Origin of the sequence: Pleomorphomonas sp. JP5 (genome assembly GCF_023721815.1) — a bacterium.
Classification (GTDB): domain Bacteria; phylum Pseudomonadota; class Alphaproteobacteria; order Rhizobiales; family Pleomorphomonadaceae; genus Pleomorphomonas.
Genome location: NZ_JAMDLI010000007.1, coordinates 247146 through 261892 on the forward strand (window position 1 = coordinate 247146; position 14747 = coordinate 261892).

General features: G+C 66.9%; 13 protein-coding genes and 1 pseudogene. 5 read left to right on the forward strand and 9 right to left on the reverse strand.

Going from position 1 to position 14747, the window contains the following annotated elements:
- Positions 1–29 precede the first annotated feature (29 nt).
- A complete protein-coding gene (locus tag M4J40_RS08175; RefSeq protein ID WP_251753556.1) occupies positions 30–491 on the reverse strand; it encodes an Rrf2 family transcriptional regulator in 462 nt (153 codons plus the stop codon).
- Between the two features lie 120 nt (positions 492–611).
- On the opposite strand from M4J40_RS08175, the gene M4J40_RS08180 reads away from it, so the two are divergent.
- From M4J40_RS08180 to M4J40_RS08190, 3 genes and pseudogenes are all read left to right on the forward strand, one after another.
- Positions 612–2054: an MFS transporter gene (locus M4J40_RS08180; protein ID WP_251753558.1), complete on the forward strand. Its 1443-nt coding sequence runs from the start codon at positions 612–614 to the stop codon at positions 2052–2054.
- A 133-nt stretch (positions 2055–2187) separates the two neighbouring features.
- A complete protein-coding gene (carA, locus tag M4J40_RS08185) occupies positions 2188–3387 on the forward strand; it encodes a glutamine-hydrolyzing carbamoyl-phosphate synthase small subunit (RefSeq protein WP_251753560.1) in 1200 nt (399 codons plus the stop codon).
- Positions 3388–3900: 513 nt separating this feature from the next.
- A pseudogene (locus M4J40_RS08190) lies at positions 3901–4665 on the forward strand (IS5 family transposase).
- A 170-nt stretch (positions 4666–4835) separates the two neighbouring features.
- On the opposite strand, the gene M4J40_RS08195 reads toward M4J40_RS08190, so the two are convergent.
- From M4J40_RS08195 to M4J40_RS08205, 3 genes are all read right to left on the reverse strand, one after another.
- Complete coding sequence (locus tag M4J40_RS08195) at positions 4836–6062, reverse strand: TCR/Tet family MFS transporter (protein WP_251753561.1); 1227 nt, start codon at positions 6060–6062, stop codon at positions 4836–4838.
- The gene (locus M4J40_RS08200) at positions 6055–6327 is read right to left on the reverse strand and encodes a hypothetical protein (protein WP_251753562.1); all 273 of its coding nucleotides are present in this window, start codon (positions 6325–6327) and stop codon (positions 6055–6057) included. Before M4J40_RS08200 ends, M4J40_RS08195 begins: the two co-directional genes overlap by 8 nt.
- Before the next feature lie 131 nt (positions 6328–6458).
- Positions 6459–7370 (reverse strand): neutral zinc metallopeptidase, encoded by a 912-nt coding sequence (locus M4J40_RS08205; protein ID WP_251753563.1) that lies wholly within the window; start codon positions 7368–7370, stop codon positions 6459–6461.
- Between the two features lie 132 nt (positions 7371–7502).
- Between M4J40_RS08205 and M4J40_RS08210 the strand changes: the two genes are divergently transcribed.
- Complete coding sequence (locus M4J40_RS08210; RefSeq protein ID WP_251753564.1) at positions 7503–8309, forward strand: inositol monophosphatase family protein; 807 nt, start codon at positions 7503–7505, stop codon at positions 8307–8309.
- A gap of 117 nt (positions 8310–8426) precedes the next feature.
- Here M4J40_RS08210 and M4J40_RS08215 read toward each other — a convergent pair whose 3' ends face one another.
- The 5 genes from M4J40_RS08215 to M4J40_RS08235 all read right to left on the reverse strand — a co-directional run bounded on the left by M4J40_RS08215 (position 8427) and on the right by M4J40_RS08235 (position 13464).
- The gene (locus M4J40_RS08215) at positions 8427–9308 is read right to left on the reverse strand and encodes a glycerophosphodiester phosphodiesterase (protein ID WP_251753565.1); all 882 of its coding nucleotides are present in this window, start codon (positions 9306–9308) and stop codon (positions 8427–8429) included.
- Entirely contained in the window at positions 9301–10377 is a 1077-nt protein-coding gene (locus M4J40_RS08220; protein WP_251753567.1) for an ABC transporter ATP-binding protein, read from the reverse strand. The genes M4J40_RS08215 and M4J40_RS08220 overlap by 8 nt, the downstream gene beginning before the upstream one ends.
- 213 nt (positions 10378–10590) lie before the next feature.
- The gene (locus M4J40_RS08225; protein WP_251753568.1) at positions 10591–11460 is read right to left on the reverse strand and encodes an ABC transporter permease; all 870 of its coding nucleotides are present in this window, start codon (positions 11458–11460) and stop codon (positions 10591–10593) included.
- On the reverse strand, positions 11457–12314 hold the full coding sequence (locus M4J40_RS08230) for an ABC transporter permease (RefSeq protein ID WP_251753570.1): 858 nt from the start codon (positions 12312–12314) through the stop codon (positions 11457–11459). The genes M4J40_RS08225 and M4J40_RS08230 overlap by 4 nt, the downstream gene beginning before the upstream one ends.
- A 10-nt stretch (positions 12315–12324) precedes the next feature.
- A complete protein-coding gene (locus M4J40_RS08235) occupies positions 12325–13464 on the reverse strand; it encodes an extracellular solute-binding protein (RefSeq protein ID WP_251753572.1) in 1140 nt (379 codons plus the stop codon).
- Between the two features lie 414 nt (positions 13465–13878).
- Between M4J40_RS08235 and M4J40_RS08240 the strand changes: the two genes are divergently transcribed.
- A complete protein-coding gene (locus M4J40_RS08240) occupies positions 13879–14739 on the forward strand; it encodes a GntR family transcriptional regulator (protein ID WP_251753573.1) in 861 nt (286 codons plus the stop codon).
- Positions 14740–14747: the final 8 nt, after the last annotated feature.

Here is a 14747-nt window from a genome sequence, read left to right on the forward strand (position 1 = left end):
AAACGATCGGGGCCTCACAGGCGCCCGCGTCAGGCGTCGGCGCAGCTCATCCCCGGGATGATCCCCAGCGCGGCGGCGCGGGCGGCGAAATCGTCGCGCAGGTCGGACACGCGGATCTCGGCGAAGCGCCGGAGCAGCAGCGCCTTCGCCTCGTCCAGGCTCTGGCGCAGCGCCATGTTGACAGCCTGCTCGACGAGGCATTGCGGCTGGTCGTCGGCAAGGCCCAGCGCGAAGATTTCCGGCGCCCCCACCGCGTCGTAGACGTCGCGCAAGGTCATCTCTGAGAGCGGCTTGCCCAGCATCCAGCCGCCGCCATGCCCGCGTTCGGAGACGACATAGCCGCCCTCGCGCAGCCCGGCCAGCGTGCGCCGCACCAGCGCCGGGTTGGTGCCGAGCATGCCGGCGATCTCATCCGAGGTCATCGGACGCTTCTGCTCCTCCATGTGGAGCAGCACGTGCAGCATGCGCGACAGACGGCCGTCGTGTCTCATCCTCGTCTCCTGTCAGATCGGCGCCACGCTATCACGAAACGTCGGAAGTTACATGAGACATTGACTCGTCCCCGTTTCGTAACTTATCAAGTTTCAAATAACCGCTGCATGGAGGCCCACATGTCCATTGCCCCGTCGTCCAGGCTCCGCCACCCGCGTCTGGCGCTCGCCCTCGTGCTGTTTGCCGCCGCCACCACCATCATGGACATCTCGCTCCTGATCATCTCGCTGCCGGCCATCGGCCGAGATCTTCTGCCGGATGCCGCAACGCTGGCGCTGGTGCCGCTCGCCTTCTCGCTGGCCTTCGCCCTGGGGCTCTTGCCCTTCGGCCGGCTCGGCGACCTCGTGGGGCGCCGGAAAGTTTTGATCTCCGGCTCTGCGGCCTGGGTCGTCGCCAGCCTGACGATGGCGCTGGCGCCGTCGATAGCCGTCCTGCTGGCAAGCCGCCTCATGGCCGGGCTCGCCGCCGCCGCCCTGTTGCCGCAGGCCATGGCGCTGGCCGCCCGGCTCGGACCGTCCGAGGGGCGAGTGAGCGGCATCGGCCTGTTCATTGCCACCACCGCCTGCGGCTCCATCCTCAGTCCGCTTCTCGGCGGTGCGGTGCTGGCGCTCGATCCCGGCGGGTTCGGTTGGCGGCTGATCTTCCTCTACGAGGGCGTGGCCGGACTCCTGATTGTCGCAGGCGGCTTCCTCGCCCTGCCCAACACCGAAAGAAGCCGCGCCGGCTTCGACGGCCTGGGCACTTTCCTGTTCTCGCTCGCCATCTTGCTGGTGGTGGTGCCGCTCGCCGTCGGCCGCCTCGCCGGCTGGCCGGTCTGGATCGCCCTGCCGATCGCCGCCGCCCTACCGGTCGCCGTCACGCTCCGCCGCCATCTCGGCCGCGCCGCCACCCTTGGCAAGCCACAGATCCTGCCGGCCTCGCTGATCAGTCAGCCGCTGGTTGTCGGGGCGGTGGCGCTCACGGCCGTCGTCTTCACCACCAGCCCCGGCATCTTCGCGGCCATGTCCACCGCCCTGCAGGCCGGCGTCGGTCTTGCTCCCGACCGGACCGGCCTCGTCCTCGCCGCATTCCCGGCCGGGGTGCTCACCGCCTCGCTCGTCATCGGCCGCCTCAAGGGCCAGCCGATCGACCGCCAGCTTGCTCTGGGCGCCCTGCTGTTCGCCTCGGGCATGCTGGCGATCCGCGCCCTGTTCGCCGCCGCCGAGCCGACGCCGCTCCCCTTCGCGGCGGCGCATTACCTCAGTGGCCTCGGCATGGGCACTCTGGTCAACGCGCTGTTCCGGGCAGTGATGGCGGCCTCTCCGCCGGCCGACCACGGCGCCGCGGCCGGCGCGCAGCAGGCCTTCCAGCAGGTGGGCGCCGCCCTCGGCTTCGCTATGGTCGACCTTGTCTTCCAGAACGCCCGCCTCGTCGCCCTGGCCGACGGCGCCACGGCAGGCGAGGCCTTCACCTCTGCCGGACGAGCGGCCTGCCTCTACCCGATCGCCATCTTCGCCGTGATGATCGCCGGCCTCGTCCTACACCGCCTCATCCGAAAACCGGTGATCGCCACCGGCGAATGACAGTCGTCGTCATTGACGCCATCGGCGGGCTCGCCTATGTAGCCTCAGATCTGCCGGGCGGTCCGCCGCGCCGGCCTTTTGGTGCGCCATCGCGCCATTCGTGATGCCTTTTCAGCCCAAAGGAGCGTCCGCCATGACCACCGCCGCCTGGCAGGAACCCACGCCCACCGCCGTTCTGGTGCTCGCCGACGGCACCGTCATCGAGGGCTTCGGCATCGGCGCACGAGGCGAAGCGGTGGCCGAGGTCTGCTTCAACACGGCGATGACCGGCTACGAGGAGATCCTCACCGACCCCTCCTACGCCGGGCAGATCGTCACCTTCACTTTCCCGCACATCGGCAATGTCGGCGTCAACGACGAGGACATCGAGACCGTCAACATGGCCGCCGAAAGCGGCGTGCGCGGCGTCGTGCTGCGCGACGAGGTGACCGACCCCTCCAACTACCGCTCTCTCAAGGGCTTCGACGCTTGGCTGACGGCCCGCGGCATCATCGGCATCACCGGCGTCGACACCCGCGCCCTCACCGCCCTGATCCGCGACAAGGGCATGCCCAACGCCGTGATCGCCCACGCGCCCGACGGCAAGTTCGACCTCGACGCGCTGAAGGCCAAGGCCAAGGCCTGGACCGGCCTCGAAGGCCTCGACCTTGCCATCGAGGTGACCAACCCGCAGAGCTACGACTGGACCGAGGCGAGCTGGGCCTGGAACAAGGGCTACGGCAAGCAGACCGACAAGAAGTACAAGGTCGTCGCCCTCGACTTCGGCATCAAGCGCAACATCCTGCGCCTCCTCGTCGACGAGGGCTGCGAGGTCGTCGTGCTGCCGGCCACCGCCACGGCCGATGAAGTGTTCGCCCACCAGCCGGACGGCGTGTTCCTGTCGAACGGCCCCGGCGACCCGGCCGCCACCGGCGACTATGCGGTCCCCACCATCAAGGCGGTGATCGAGTCGGGCGTCCCCACCTTCGGCATCTGCCTCGGCCACCAGATGATGGGCCTCGCCCTCGGCGGCAAGACGATGAAGATGCACCAGGGCCACCACGGCGCCAACCATCCGGTGAAGGACTACACCACCGGCAAAGTCGAGATCACCTCGATGAACCATGGCTTCGCCGTCGATCCCGACAGCCTGCCGGACAATGTCGAGCAAACCCACGTGTCGCTGTTCGACGGCTCCAACTGCGGTCTGCGCGTGAAGGACAAGCCGGCCTTCTCGGTCCAGTACCACCCCGAAGCCTCGCCCGGCCCGCAGGACAGCCACTATCTCTTCAAGCGCTTCGTCAACCTGATCCGCGAGAAGAAGGGCGAGGCTCCGGTGCCCGAGCGGGCGTGAGGCGAGCGACAAGCTGACAACGAGCCGGCCCGAAAGGGCCGGTTTTTGTTTGGGCGCGTATCGACTGGCCAACACGGCCTATATCTTTGTTTCATCTAGGCCGTGAACTCATAAACGTGTTCAGCGGACGGTCTTGGGTCCATCCGGCAAAGATATAAGATAGTTGGCTATCGCTTGGGCCGTTGCCGTTGCCGCGTTGGCATCCACAACAGACAGCCCCATGTGCTCGGACGCTATGCCGGTGAGGTAGACGGCAGCTTCATCCTTTGAGCCGCCGCGGGAGATCATGCTGACAGCGTGGAGCAGGTAACGATCGTATTCGTCCGCGCACCCCTCATCGGGCGAACTCCCGTTATGCGCCAGTCCGATAGGATCCCAGAGCTTCCACCCGATTTCACGTAGGCGGGAGAGTTGTATCTTTGGGTAAAGGGTCATGCTCCAAGCATAGCAGAAAAGTGCAGTTCTCTGCCATCTGCACTTTCCATTTCGGCCGTTTGCTGATTCAGACTTTGCATGAGCCAATACGACCTGACCGACTTCGAGTGGCGCATGATCGAGCCGCTCCTACCCAACAAGCCGCGAGGCGTTCCGCTCGTCGATGATCGGCGCGTTCTCAATGGAATTTTCTGGGGGCTGCGTTCTGGTGCGCCGTGGCGTGATCTACCTGAACGCTACGGCCCGCACACTACCTGCGACTACCGCTTCGTCCGGCGGCGGAGAGCCGGTATCTGGGACCGGATGACGGATGCCATCACTGTCGCCTACGATGGCGACATCCAGATGATCGACAGCACCTCCGTTCGCGCTCACCAACAGGCCGCGACGACAAAAGGGGGATCGAGATCATTGTCTCGGTCGCTCCCGAGGCGGCCTTACGACCAAAATCCACGCGGTCGTCGCTGCGCAAGGACTCCCAATCCGGCTGAGCCTGACCGCAGGACAAACCCATGACGGCCAGACCGCTGACAAGTTGCTCGCTCATGTCGGCGCTGGAACGATCGCGCTGGCAGACAAGGCCTATGATGCTGATCGCATCCGAGCGGCTCTTCGTGAGAAGAGATCGTTCGCAATATCCCGCCCAAGGCCAACCGGAGGTCGAAACCGTACTTCAGCACCTGGCTCTATCGTGAGCGGAACCTGATCGAGCGCTTCTTCTCCAAGCTGAAGCACTTCCGCCGCGTCGCCACCCGTTATGACAAGCTGGCTGAAAACTTCCTCGCCATGGTCCAACTGGCTTCAATGCGACTGTGGCTGCGCGTTTGTGAGTCTACGGCCTAATGTAGTTCTGTCATCCCAGCGAAGGCGGAGACCTCAGGCCGAAAGGGTGAGAGGTTGGTATAGAGCACCTTTCGGTTCCGGGAGCGCTATGTTGACCAAGAGCCTTATCCTGCCTGAGGTCCCCGCCTTCGCGGGGATGACAGATTTATGTATTTGTTTTTATGATATAATCACCGCTGCACCGCACCTCGATCCATCCCGACCACCACCAGCGCGATCCCCATCAGTACCGCCGACAGCAGGAACGGCGCACCGGCGAAGCGGACGGGCGCAGCGTCGGAGGTGAAGTAGCCGAACAGCTCGGTCATCGGGATCGGCGCCAGCGCCATGGTGATGCCCTTGATCGCTCCGATCGCCCCTTGCAGCTCGCCCTGTCGGTCGGCGGAAACGCGCCGGCTCATCATCGCCGTGAGCGACGGGCCGACGAGGCCGATGAAGGCGAAGCCGGCGATGAACGGCGTGATCGTCGCACCCGAGGTCGCGAAGGCGAAACCCAGGAAGCCGACGCCGGCCACGGCCAGCCCGACCATCGCCGCGCCATGCTCGCCGAAGCGCTTCACCGTGGGGCCGACGACGAAGCCGGTCACCGCCGTCATCACCACGCCGACCAGCGTCAGCGTCAAGCCGATCTCCCGCTCGCCCCAACCGAAGCGTTCCTTCAGCGAGAAGGTCCAGACGGCCGGCAGCGAGTCGTGGGCCACCTGCATCAGCACCAGCACGACGATCAACAGGCCGATACCGGTGGCGCCGGTAACGAACCGCAGCGCACCGAACGGGTTGGCCTTGGCGAAATCCAGCGGACGCCGCCGTTCGACCGGCAGGCTTTCTTTCAGGAAGACCCAGCCGAGACCCGCATTGACGAGCGCCAGCAGCGCGGCGACCAGGAAGGGCGCGCGCGGCGACCATTCGCCGACAAGGCCGCCCAGCGCCGGCCCCAGCATGAAGCCGGCGCCGAAGGCCATGCCGACCCGGCCAAATCGGGCGGCGCGATCGTCGGGCGCGGTGGTGTCGGCGACATAGGCGCCGATCACCGGCCCGGTGCTACCGGAGATGCCCGACATGACGCGGCCGAGATAGAGCCAGGCGAGCGACGGCGCCAGCGCGCAGATCAGGTTGTCGAGCGCGAAGCTGGCGACGGCGAGGATCAGCAGCGGCCGCCGGCCGAAGCGGTCGGAGAGGCCGCCGATCAGCGGCGAGACCAGGAACAGCATGGCGGCGTAGACGAAGGTCAGCCGGCCACCCTCGACAGCCGCCGCGCCCATGCCGTCGCCGGTGAGCGAGGCGATCAGCGCCGGCAGGACCGGCAGCACCATACCGAAGCCGGCCGCGTCGAGAAAGGCGGTGGCGAGCACGAAGGGAAAGCCGCCCCGCCGAAGATGGAGCGTTGCGTCAGTCACGGCCGCCCTCCCCCTCGCCGCGCTCAGTCAGCTTGTGGCTGGCGCCTGCGTCGAGATCGAGGCCGTAGATGGCCTTGAGCTGGGCGATCACCTCCAGCGTCGCCGGAGAAAACGGCGTCTTCCCCTCGAAGGCATGCAGCACGATGCCCTCGACGAGATCGCCCAGCGTGATGTCGCCATGCTCGGCCAGCGCCTTCAGCACCTTCAGAATGCGCTTCTCGATCCGAATGCCCGTCTGCACCCGTTCCACGACCATGCCAGCCATCGCCACCTCCATTTGGTACACATGTACTCATGTACCAACCTTGACGGCGAAAATCAATCGAGATTGCGCGCCTCGTTGGCTCGCATGAAGTCCCGTCTTGGCGGACCTGTCGCCGAGGTCGGACCGGAGCGCTACAGCCGCGCCGACGAGAACGTGTCGCAGGATTCCGTGTCGCCGGTGTCGAAGCCGATCTTGAACCAGCGCTTTCTGGCGGCCGACGAGCCGTGGTTGAAGCTCTCCGGCACCACGTAGCCCTGCGTCCGCTTCTGGATGGCGTCGTCGCCGATCTGGGTGGCGGCGTTGAGCGCCTCTTCAAGGTCGCCGCGTTCGAGCAGCCCCTTCTGCTCGGCGTAGTGGCCCCAGACGCCGGCGTAGCAGTCGGCCTGAAGTTCCACCCGCACCGACAGCGCGTTGGCCTGGGCCTTGCCCAGGCTCTGGCGCCGCTCGTTGAAGGCGGGCAGCACACCGAGGAGGTCCTGCACGTGGTGACCGACCTCGTGGGCGATCACATAGGCCTGGGCGAAGTCGCCGGGGGCGCCGAAGGTCTGGCGCAGTTCGTCGTAGAAGGCGAGGTCGATGTAGATCTTGCCGTCGCCGGGGCAGTAGAACGGCCCGCTGGCCGCGCTGGCGAAACCGCAGGCCGAACGGATCTGGCCGGAAAACAGCACCAGCGGCGTCGCCTTGTAGCGCTTGCCATCCGCCTTGAAGATCTCCGCCCAGGTGTCCTCGGTGTCGCCGAGCACCGTGGCGACGAAGTCGCGCATCTCGTCGGGCTCACCGCCACGCGGCCGCTCGATGGCCGTCGAGCCGCCACCATAGGACGCCTCGCCCATGTTGCCGTCGAGCAGCACCAGCGGGTTGATGCCGAGGAACCACAGGACGAGGCCGACGACGATCAGCCCGCCGAGGGAAAGTCCGCCGCCGCGCCGTCCGCCGCCGGGGAAACCGCCGCCCGGAAAGCGCATGCCGCCACCGGAAAAGCCGCCGCCGCTGCCGCGCATGTCCTCGATGTTGCCGCTCTGGCGGCGCCCTTTCCACAGCATGCTCGGCCCTCCGTTGGTCAGGCAGTATAACAGCAGAGCGGGCCGTCAGTTCCAGTCCCCGGCCGACATGGAACTGTCGTCTCTTCGGCGCATGTAGGGCGTTCTTTTCCCAGTCCGAGTCGAGTTCCGACCATGCCCCAAACCGTCGCCCCCTCCCCGCTCATCGCCACCATGGTCGCCGCCGCTCGCCTGGGCGGCGACATCGCCCGCCGGCATTTCTCCGCCTGCGGTCAGGCGAAGGTCGACGAGAAGGCGGCGCGCGACTATGTGACGGCCGCCGACGTGGCGGTGGAAGCCGCCATCGCCGCCGCTCTCGCCGAGGCCTATCCGGACTGGTCGATCAACGGCGAGGAGAAGGCCGGCGACCGCGACCACGGCCCCGATGCGCCGCGCTTCCTGATCGACCCGATCGACGGCACCACCAACTTCGCCTGGGGCATCCCCTTCTTCGGCGTGGTCATCGCGCTCCTGCGCGGCGACCGCATCGACGCCGGCGTGGTCTACGACCCGATGCGCGACGAACTGTTCCACGCCGAGCGCGGCCACGGCGCCTTCCTCGACGGCGTGCGCCTCAGGGTTCGCGACGACCGCGACATCGACCACGCGGTGATCGGCGCCAGCCTGCCCATTCCCGGCCAGGTCAAGTCGATGAACGTCGCCCGCTACCGCGAGATCCTGATGGAGGTGATGGACCACGCCGCCACCATGCGGCGGATGGGCTCGGCGGCGCTGTCCATCGCCTATGTGGCGGCCAGTCGCCACGACGCCTTCTTCGAGGACGGCCTGTCGCCGCACGACTATGCGGCATCGGTGCTGATCGTCGAGGAAGCCGGTGGATTGGTCGGTGGCTTCGACGGCGGCGCGATCCCGAAAACCGGCGCCGTGCTTGCCGCGACGCCGGCGGTTCATCCGTGGCTGGTTGAGCGATTCAGGGGGTGACGGAGACCTCTGTCGGCGCTGTGCACCGTTCTGCCTGAGGCCCTGCGCGAAGGCGCAAGACCTCAGAAAGGTAGAGCGATCGGCCTACATAGGTGATCGCCGGTTCAAAGCGCTCTTTCACTTTGACACCGGGTCCAACGCCGCCACCCCCAGCTCCACCGCCCGCCGCGCCACGGCGTCGGGCTCGTTGGTGGTGATCTGGTCGGCCTTGAGCTCGATCAGCCGCTTCAGGCTGTCGTCGGCGCCGGGGTGGTGGAGGTCGAGCGTGTAGGCGTCGACGCGCTTGCCCGCTGCGTGGAAGGCGGCGATCAGGTCGACGCCGCGCCGGTCGGCAAGAAACACGGCGCGATAGTCGAGATAGATGAGGCTCGCCTCCGGCAAGGCGTCGAGCGCATCGGCCACGAAAGCCTGGAGATCGGCGCCAGCCTCGATCTCGCCCACCGTTCCCTGATTGCAGGGATCGAAGCCGAGGTTGAGGCCGGCCGTCGCCCGACCGAGCCGGCCCACCGCCACGCGGTCGCCGCCAGAGAGGATGAAGCGCGGCGCGATGCCTGAGAGCGTGGCCGCGAAGGCTGCGACGCATGCGTCGTCGATCGCCTCGGCGCCCACCTTGAGATCGAGCTGGATCAGCGTTTCCGGGTGGGCCGAGCCGGCCCGCACCAGCGCGGCGAGATCGTCGAGCAACTGCACCTTCTCGTCGGTGATTTCGCCGGAAGGACGACGCAGCTTCAGCCGCCGCAGCGCGTCCGGCTCCGCCGCGATCACCGGCCCATGGCCGTCGGTCTCCCGGTCGAGCGTCTCGTCGTGCAGCACCGCGAAACCGGCGCCGGCGTGCCGGTTGAGATCGACCTCGAAACTGGCGCCGAGCGCCATCGCCTCGGCCGTCCGGCTGGGCGTGAACGGCACGTCGGAACGGACGCGCCGCCCCATGTGCCACTTGAGGCGGGTGCGATGGCCGACGCGATAAAGGTCGAGGCCCGGCGGATCGAGGTCAAGCATAGCGCCGCACCTCGCGAAAGGGCCGCACCGTGTCGGAACGATAGCGGCTCGGCGCCTCGCCGTCCCTGAACACCGTCCACTGTTCGACGTGGATGCCGACGCGCTCGCCAGCCTCGACGCGGATGGTCTTGTCGGTCTGGATGCGCAGGTGCGTACCGTCGGCCAGCGCGCTGTCGATCACCACATGGGAGCCGAAGTCGATCATCCGGCGCACCGTCACCGTACGGCCGTCCTCGGGCTCGGTCAGCGCGATGTCCTCGGGGCGGATGGCAAGGCGGGCCGGGCCGGCGCCCTCGGCGGCAAGACGCAGGCCGCCGGCCACGACTTCGCCCTCGGCAAGCGTGCCGTCCAGCATGTTCATGGCGCCGATGAAACCGGCGACGAAGGCGGTCTTCGGCTCGGCGTAGATCTCGCCGGGCCGGCCGACCTGCTGCATGCGGCCGTCGGCCAGCACCACGATCCGGTCGGAAATGGCCAGCGCCTCGTCCTGGCCGTGGGTGACGAACACGGCGGTGATGCCGAGCCGCTGCTGAATGTCGCGCACCTCGTCGCGCAGGCGCTCGCGCAGGTGCTGGTCGAGGCTGGCGAAAGGTTCGTCCAGCAACAGGATCTTCGGCTCGATCACCAACGAGCGGGCGAGCGCCACGCGCTGCTGCTGGCCACCGGACAGCTGGCTCGGCAGGCGCGCGCCGTAGCCGGCGAGGCCGACCAGATCGAGCACCTTCTCGACGCGCTCGCGGATCTCGGTCCTGGGCAGGCGGCGCAGCTTCAGCCCGAAGGCGATGTTGCCGTGGACCGTCATGTGGCTCCAGAGCGCGTGGCTCTGGAACACCATGGCGGTCGGTCGCCGCTCCGGCGGCAAATGGGTGACGTCGACGCCGTCGATGGCGATGGTGCCTTCGCTTGGCGTCTCGAAACCGCCGATGACGCGCAACAGCGTCGATTTGCCCGACCCCGAGGGGCCGAGCAGACAGACGAGTTCGCCGTCGTCGATCACGAGGTCCATGGCGTCGAGCGCCGTGACCTTGCCGAATGCCTTGGCGATGCCGGTCAAACGAACCTGTGCCATGGGGCTTGTCCTTAAAATATGAGAGCCTGATCCGAAACTCGCTGGGGCGAGGCAGATGGCGATGGTTTCGAGAACCGGAGCGGAGCGAACTTGAGGTTCGTGAGCACCGGAAGCGCAGAAGATGAAGCTCAGGCATCCGCCCGAAAAGTTGCAGACTCTTCGGGCTAAGCGGATGCCCGTAGATGCCCGCCCCAGTAGAGCTTCGGGTCAGGCTCAGCCTCCGAAGCCCTTGGCGAATGCATCGGCTCCCATCACCCGGCGGGCCGCCAGCATCAACAGGAAGGACGGCACCCAGAGGAAGACGAACAACACCGCGCCATACTGGACTTCGAGGGCGTTGTTGATGAAGGAGATCATCACCATCGGCATGGTGCGCACGTTGGGCAGGCCGATCAGCCAGGCGGCGTCGGTCTCGTAGAACGTGTTGACGAAGGTGATCAGGATGGCGGCGAACAGCGTCGGCAGGGCTTGCGGCAACGTGATGGACCAGAACACCCGCATAGGCGAGGCGCCGACGTCGCGCGCCGCCTCCTCCAGCCGCCGGTCGACGCCCTGGAAGGCGGAGACGGGGATCCAGATCATGTAGAGCAGCGTGCCGACAAGCTGGATCAGCACCACGCCCCAGAAGGTACCGATGAGGTGGAGCGTCAGGAAGATCGTCGCCGTGGCGATGATCAGGCCGAACTTGGGGAAGGCCTGCACCGAGAGGAAGGCCAGGAACAACATGTTGCGGCCGGGAAAATCCAGCCGGGCGAAGGCATAGGCTGCCGGAAAGCAGATGGCCGCCGAAATCACCGTCACCGTCGTGGTGATGCTGAGCGACAGCCACAGCGCCTGCCAGACGTCGTGGCGCGACAGCGTCTCCTGCCAGTAGCCGAGGCCCATGCGCTGCGGCACGATGGCCGGGAAGCGCCAGACTTCGGCGAAGGCCCAGACGGCGGTGACGACGAGCGGCAGCAGGATGACCACCGCGAGGCCGGTGAGGAAGGCGATGCCGGTCCAGTCGACCGGCGCGCGCCGGGCGATCCGCGCGACCGCCGACGGCGAGGCATCGAAGGGAGAGATGGGAGCGAGATCGGTCATGCCGTCCCCTTTCTGCCCTTGGCGATGGCGCGCACGTAGATGAGGCCGAAGGCGGCGCAGAAGGCGAAGGTGATCACCGCCTGCGTGGTGGCGTTGAGCGGATCGGCGTTGTCGGAGAAGGTACGCTGCATGTAGGGACCCATCATTTCCGGCGAAGCGGGGCCGAGCAGGAAGGGCAGCGTGAAGGCCGAGAACAGGCCCAGCACGTTGAAGGCCAGCGTCACGATGATCGAGCTCTGGATGCGCGGCAGGATGATGCGGGTGAACAGCGTCCAGCTGCCGGCGCCGAGGTCGCGGGCGGCGTCCACCGAGGCGATGGAGACGCGGCCGAGGCCTGAGAGAAGCAACAGGAGCGTCAGCGGCAGCCCGTCCCAGACGAGGCCGATGATCGGGCCGGCCGGCGTGAGATAGGGGCTCATGAGCTTGGGCAGATGCAGCGCCACGAGGACGGTGTCGACGATGCCGTTGGGCCCGAGCACGCGGATGAAGGCATAGGCCACCAGCACCGACGGCACGAACATCGGAAACAGCGCCAGCGCCTGCACCAGCGCGGCGATGGAGCCGGTGCGGAAACGCAGATAGAGCGCGATCGGCATGGCCACGACCACCCTGAGCACCGAGGTAAGCGCGGTGACCCAGAGGGTCAGCCAGAGATTGCGCAGGCTGTAGGCGTCGGTGAAGAAATAGGTGTAGGAGGCGATGCTGAAGCCGGTGCCGGGGAAATAGACGGTGCCGACCATGGCCTGCAGCACCGGCCACAGCACCAGCCAGATCAGCAAGGCGACCGGAAGGGCGACGAGGAGGAGGCCCGAAAGCCTCCCCCCCATTGCGCCGGAGCGAAGCGCGGCGATCATCGCGAACCGATCAGGTGCGCGAGATGTTCGGGGCGACGTTGCGGTACCAGCCGTCCTGCACCGCCTTGGTCCACTCGCCCGACGGGAAGGTCGGGATGGAGGACGGGATGACGTCGGCATACTTGTCGTGCAGCGCCTTCGGCAGGTTCGACCAGTCGACGCCGGGGAAGCCGCCGAGCTTCTCGATGACGGCGGTCTGCATTTCCTGGGTCAGCATGAAGTCGGCAAGCTTCAGCGCCGCGTCGCGATGGGCGGCGTTGGTGGGGACGACCGCCTGCGAGAAGCCGCCGCACAGCGCGAGATCGCCGAGCTGCACGAGGCCGGTGTTCTCCGGCAGCACGCCCTTGGCGATCGCCTGCAGCACCTGGTCGGACCAGGCCGGGATCATGGTCACGGCGCCCTGCGCGAGCAGCTGCAGCGACGCGGTGTTGCCGGCGGTGTAGGCGCCCTTTTCGTAAAGCGACGGGGCGAGATCGTTGAGTACCGCCCAGGCCTTGCCGAGAACGTCGTCGGCGGTCGCCTGGTCGAAGTTGTCGACCTTGAACTTCAGCGGATCGCGCCCGGACACTTCATGCACCACGCGGTTGACGAAGTTGAAGCCCGAACCGCCCTTGTCGGGACGATTGTAGATGAACTGACCGGGGTTGGCCTTGATCCAGGCGGCGAGGTCCGCGAAGGTCTTCGGCGCCTTTTCCCTTGGCAGCTTGGTGGCGTCGTAGGCGAGCAGCACCTGCGAGCCGCGATAGGGCAGGCCGTAGGCGGTCTGGATCGCCAGCTTGTTGACCGCGCCGTAGTTGGCAAGGTCGGCCTTCTGGAAGTCGGTCCACAGGCCCGCCTCGATGCCGCCGGCCGGCAGCATCGGCTCGTACTGCTCGATGAAGTCCAGCTGCGGATCGGCCTTGGCCGACAGCGCGGCTAGCGCGCGCTGCGCCACCGCATCGAGCGCCGCCGACGGGCGGGCGATGACGACGTTCAGCTCGGTGCCGGGGTTCGCCGCCTCGAAGGCCGGCTTGACCACGTTGTTGAAGAAGTCCGAGATGTTGGCGTCGGACGCCGTATACATGTCGAGACGCGTCGCAGCGGCGGCAAAGCGCGTGGACGCAACGAGGCCGGCGGCCGCGCCGGCCATAAGGAATTCACGACGGTTCATGACAGTCTCCCGATGAGCAGGTGTGCAAGCGGTCCGTTCTTGCTGGGATGAACGGTTCGGGAGTGGACGCTAGCGAGCGCGGCTGTCGTTTCGATGACGGTTGAACGGCGGTTCCATGAAGTCTGACCGTCCTCCCGCGACAAAGTGAAAGCGCTCTCAATCTCCGATCGACCCGCTGGAGCGACACAAGCACCGGACGCAAGCATCGCCGGCAAAGGTGTTGGCGCGGCCGTGGCTACCGCCCGGCTCACATGCCGAAACTCCCCGAAATGCCCCATTTTCCAGCCCGAACGCCTGCGGAACCTCGACTTAAGTCGCGATCGGAGTCTACCGGATGTGAAGGCAAGCATATCTGATATATTAGATATGCAAGAACGACGAGGCAGGCGATCGAAGGCGGAGAGGTGAGGCGGGATGTCGGAAGAGCTGATCACAAGCGTGTGGGGCGTTGGCAGGCCGGCCAGCCCGACCCGTGTGATGAACTCCGCGCAGCTCATTCACTTCCATCTGCGCGACGACATCATCTCGATGCGTCGGCGCCCCGGCGAACCGATCAACGAGAAGGACATCACCCAGGCCTATGGCGTCAGCCGCACCCCCGTTCGGGAGGCGCTGCTGCGTCTCTCCGAGGAGGGTCTGATCGACATCATCGCCAAGTCGGGCACCATCGTCTCGCGCATCCCGGCCGACGAACTGCCCGAGGCGATCCTGGCCCGCAAGGCCATCGAGCAGATGACGGCGCGCATGGCCGCCGAGCTGGCCGCCAAGAGCGACGTCCTCAAGCTGCGCGCCATCGTCGAGCGGCAGAAGGAAGCGCTGCGGTCGAACGACATCGACGGCTTTCACGACGAGGACGAGGCGCTGCACCGGTCCATCATGGCCGCCGCCGGCCTGCCGGGCATCTGGCGCTTCGTCGAGGGCATCAAGGTGCAGCTCGACCGGTTCCGCCGGCTGACGCTGCCGCAGGCGCACCGCATGGAGCGGGCGCTGGCCGAACATGTCGAACTGGTCGACGCCATCGGCGCCGGTCTGTCGGAGAAAGCGGCGACGGTCATCGGCGATCACCTCGACTGGCTCGGCGCCAGCCTGCCCAAGATCCGCGAGATCGGCCCGGACTACTTCTCGGGAAACCTGGAAGACGCTCACGTTCGCTGGGCGAGACGGTCGCCCGCGCCATCAGTCGCTCCGGCGAGCCCCGTGGGCAACCGCGCCGGCGCATCGGATATCGCCCCACGCGCGGGGCACATGGAAATCAAGAGCCGAGAGGGCGCTTGAACGACGTC

Excerpts from the sequence above, each read along its gene's own strand:
- M4J40_RS08175 (WP_251753556.1), bottom strand. The coding sequence starts at position 491 with ATGAGACACGACGGCCGTCTGTCGCGCATGCTGCACGTGCTGCTCCAC.
- M4J40_RS08180 (WP_251753558.1), top strand. The coding sequence starts at position 612 with ATGTCCATTGCCCCGTCGTCCAGGCTCCGCCACCCGCGTCTGGCGCTC.
- carA (WP_251753560.1), top strand. The coding sequence starts at position 2,188 with ATGACCACCGCCGCCTGGCAGGAACCCACGCCCACCGCCGTTCTGGTG.
- M4J40_RS08200 (WP_251753562.1), bottom strand. The coding sequence starts at position 6,327 with ATGGCTGGCATGGTCGTGGAACGGGTGCAGACGGGCATTCGGATCGAG.
- M4J40_RS08205 (WP_251753563.1), bottom strand. The coding sequence starts at position 7,370 with ATGCTGTGGAAAGGGCGCCGCCAGAGCGGCAACATCGAGGACATGCGC.
- M4J40_RS08210 (WP_251753564.1), top strand. The coding sequence starts at position 7,503 with ATGCCCCAAACCGTCGCCCCCTCCCCGCTCATCGCCACCATGGTCGCC.
- M4J40_RS08215 (WP_251753565.1), bottom strand. The coding sequence starts at position 9,308 with ATGCTTGACCTCGATCCGCCGGGCCTCGACCTTTATCGCGTCGGCCAT.
- M4J40_RS08220 (WP_251753567.1), bottom strand. The coding sequence starts at position 10,377 with ATGGCACAGGTTCGTTTGACCGGCATCGCCAAGGCATTCGGCAAGGTC.
- M4J40_RS08225 (WP_251753568.1), bottom strand. The coding sequence starts at position 11,460 with ATGACCGATCTCGCTCCCATCTCTCCCTTCGATGCCTCGCCGTCGGCG.
- M4J40_RS08230 (WP_251753570.1), bottom strand. The coding sequence starts at position 12,314 with ATGATCGCCGCGCTTCGCTCCGGCGCAATGGGGGGGAGGCTTTCGGGC.
- M4J40_RS08235 (WP_251753572.1), bottom strand. The coding sequence starts at position 13,464 with ATGAACCGTCGTGAATTCCTTATGGCCGGCGCGGCCGCCGGCCTCGTT.
- M4J40_RS08240 (WP_251753573.1), top strand. The coding sequence starts at position 13,879 with ATGTCGGAAGAGCTGATCACAAGCGTGTGGGGCGTTGGCAGGCCGGCC.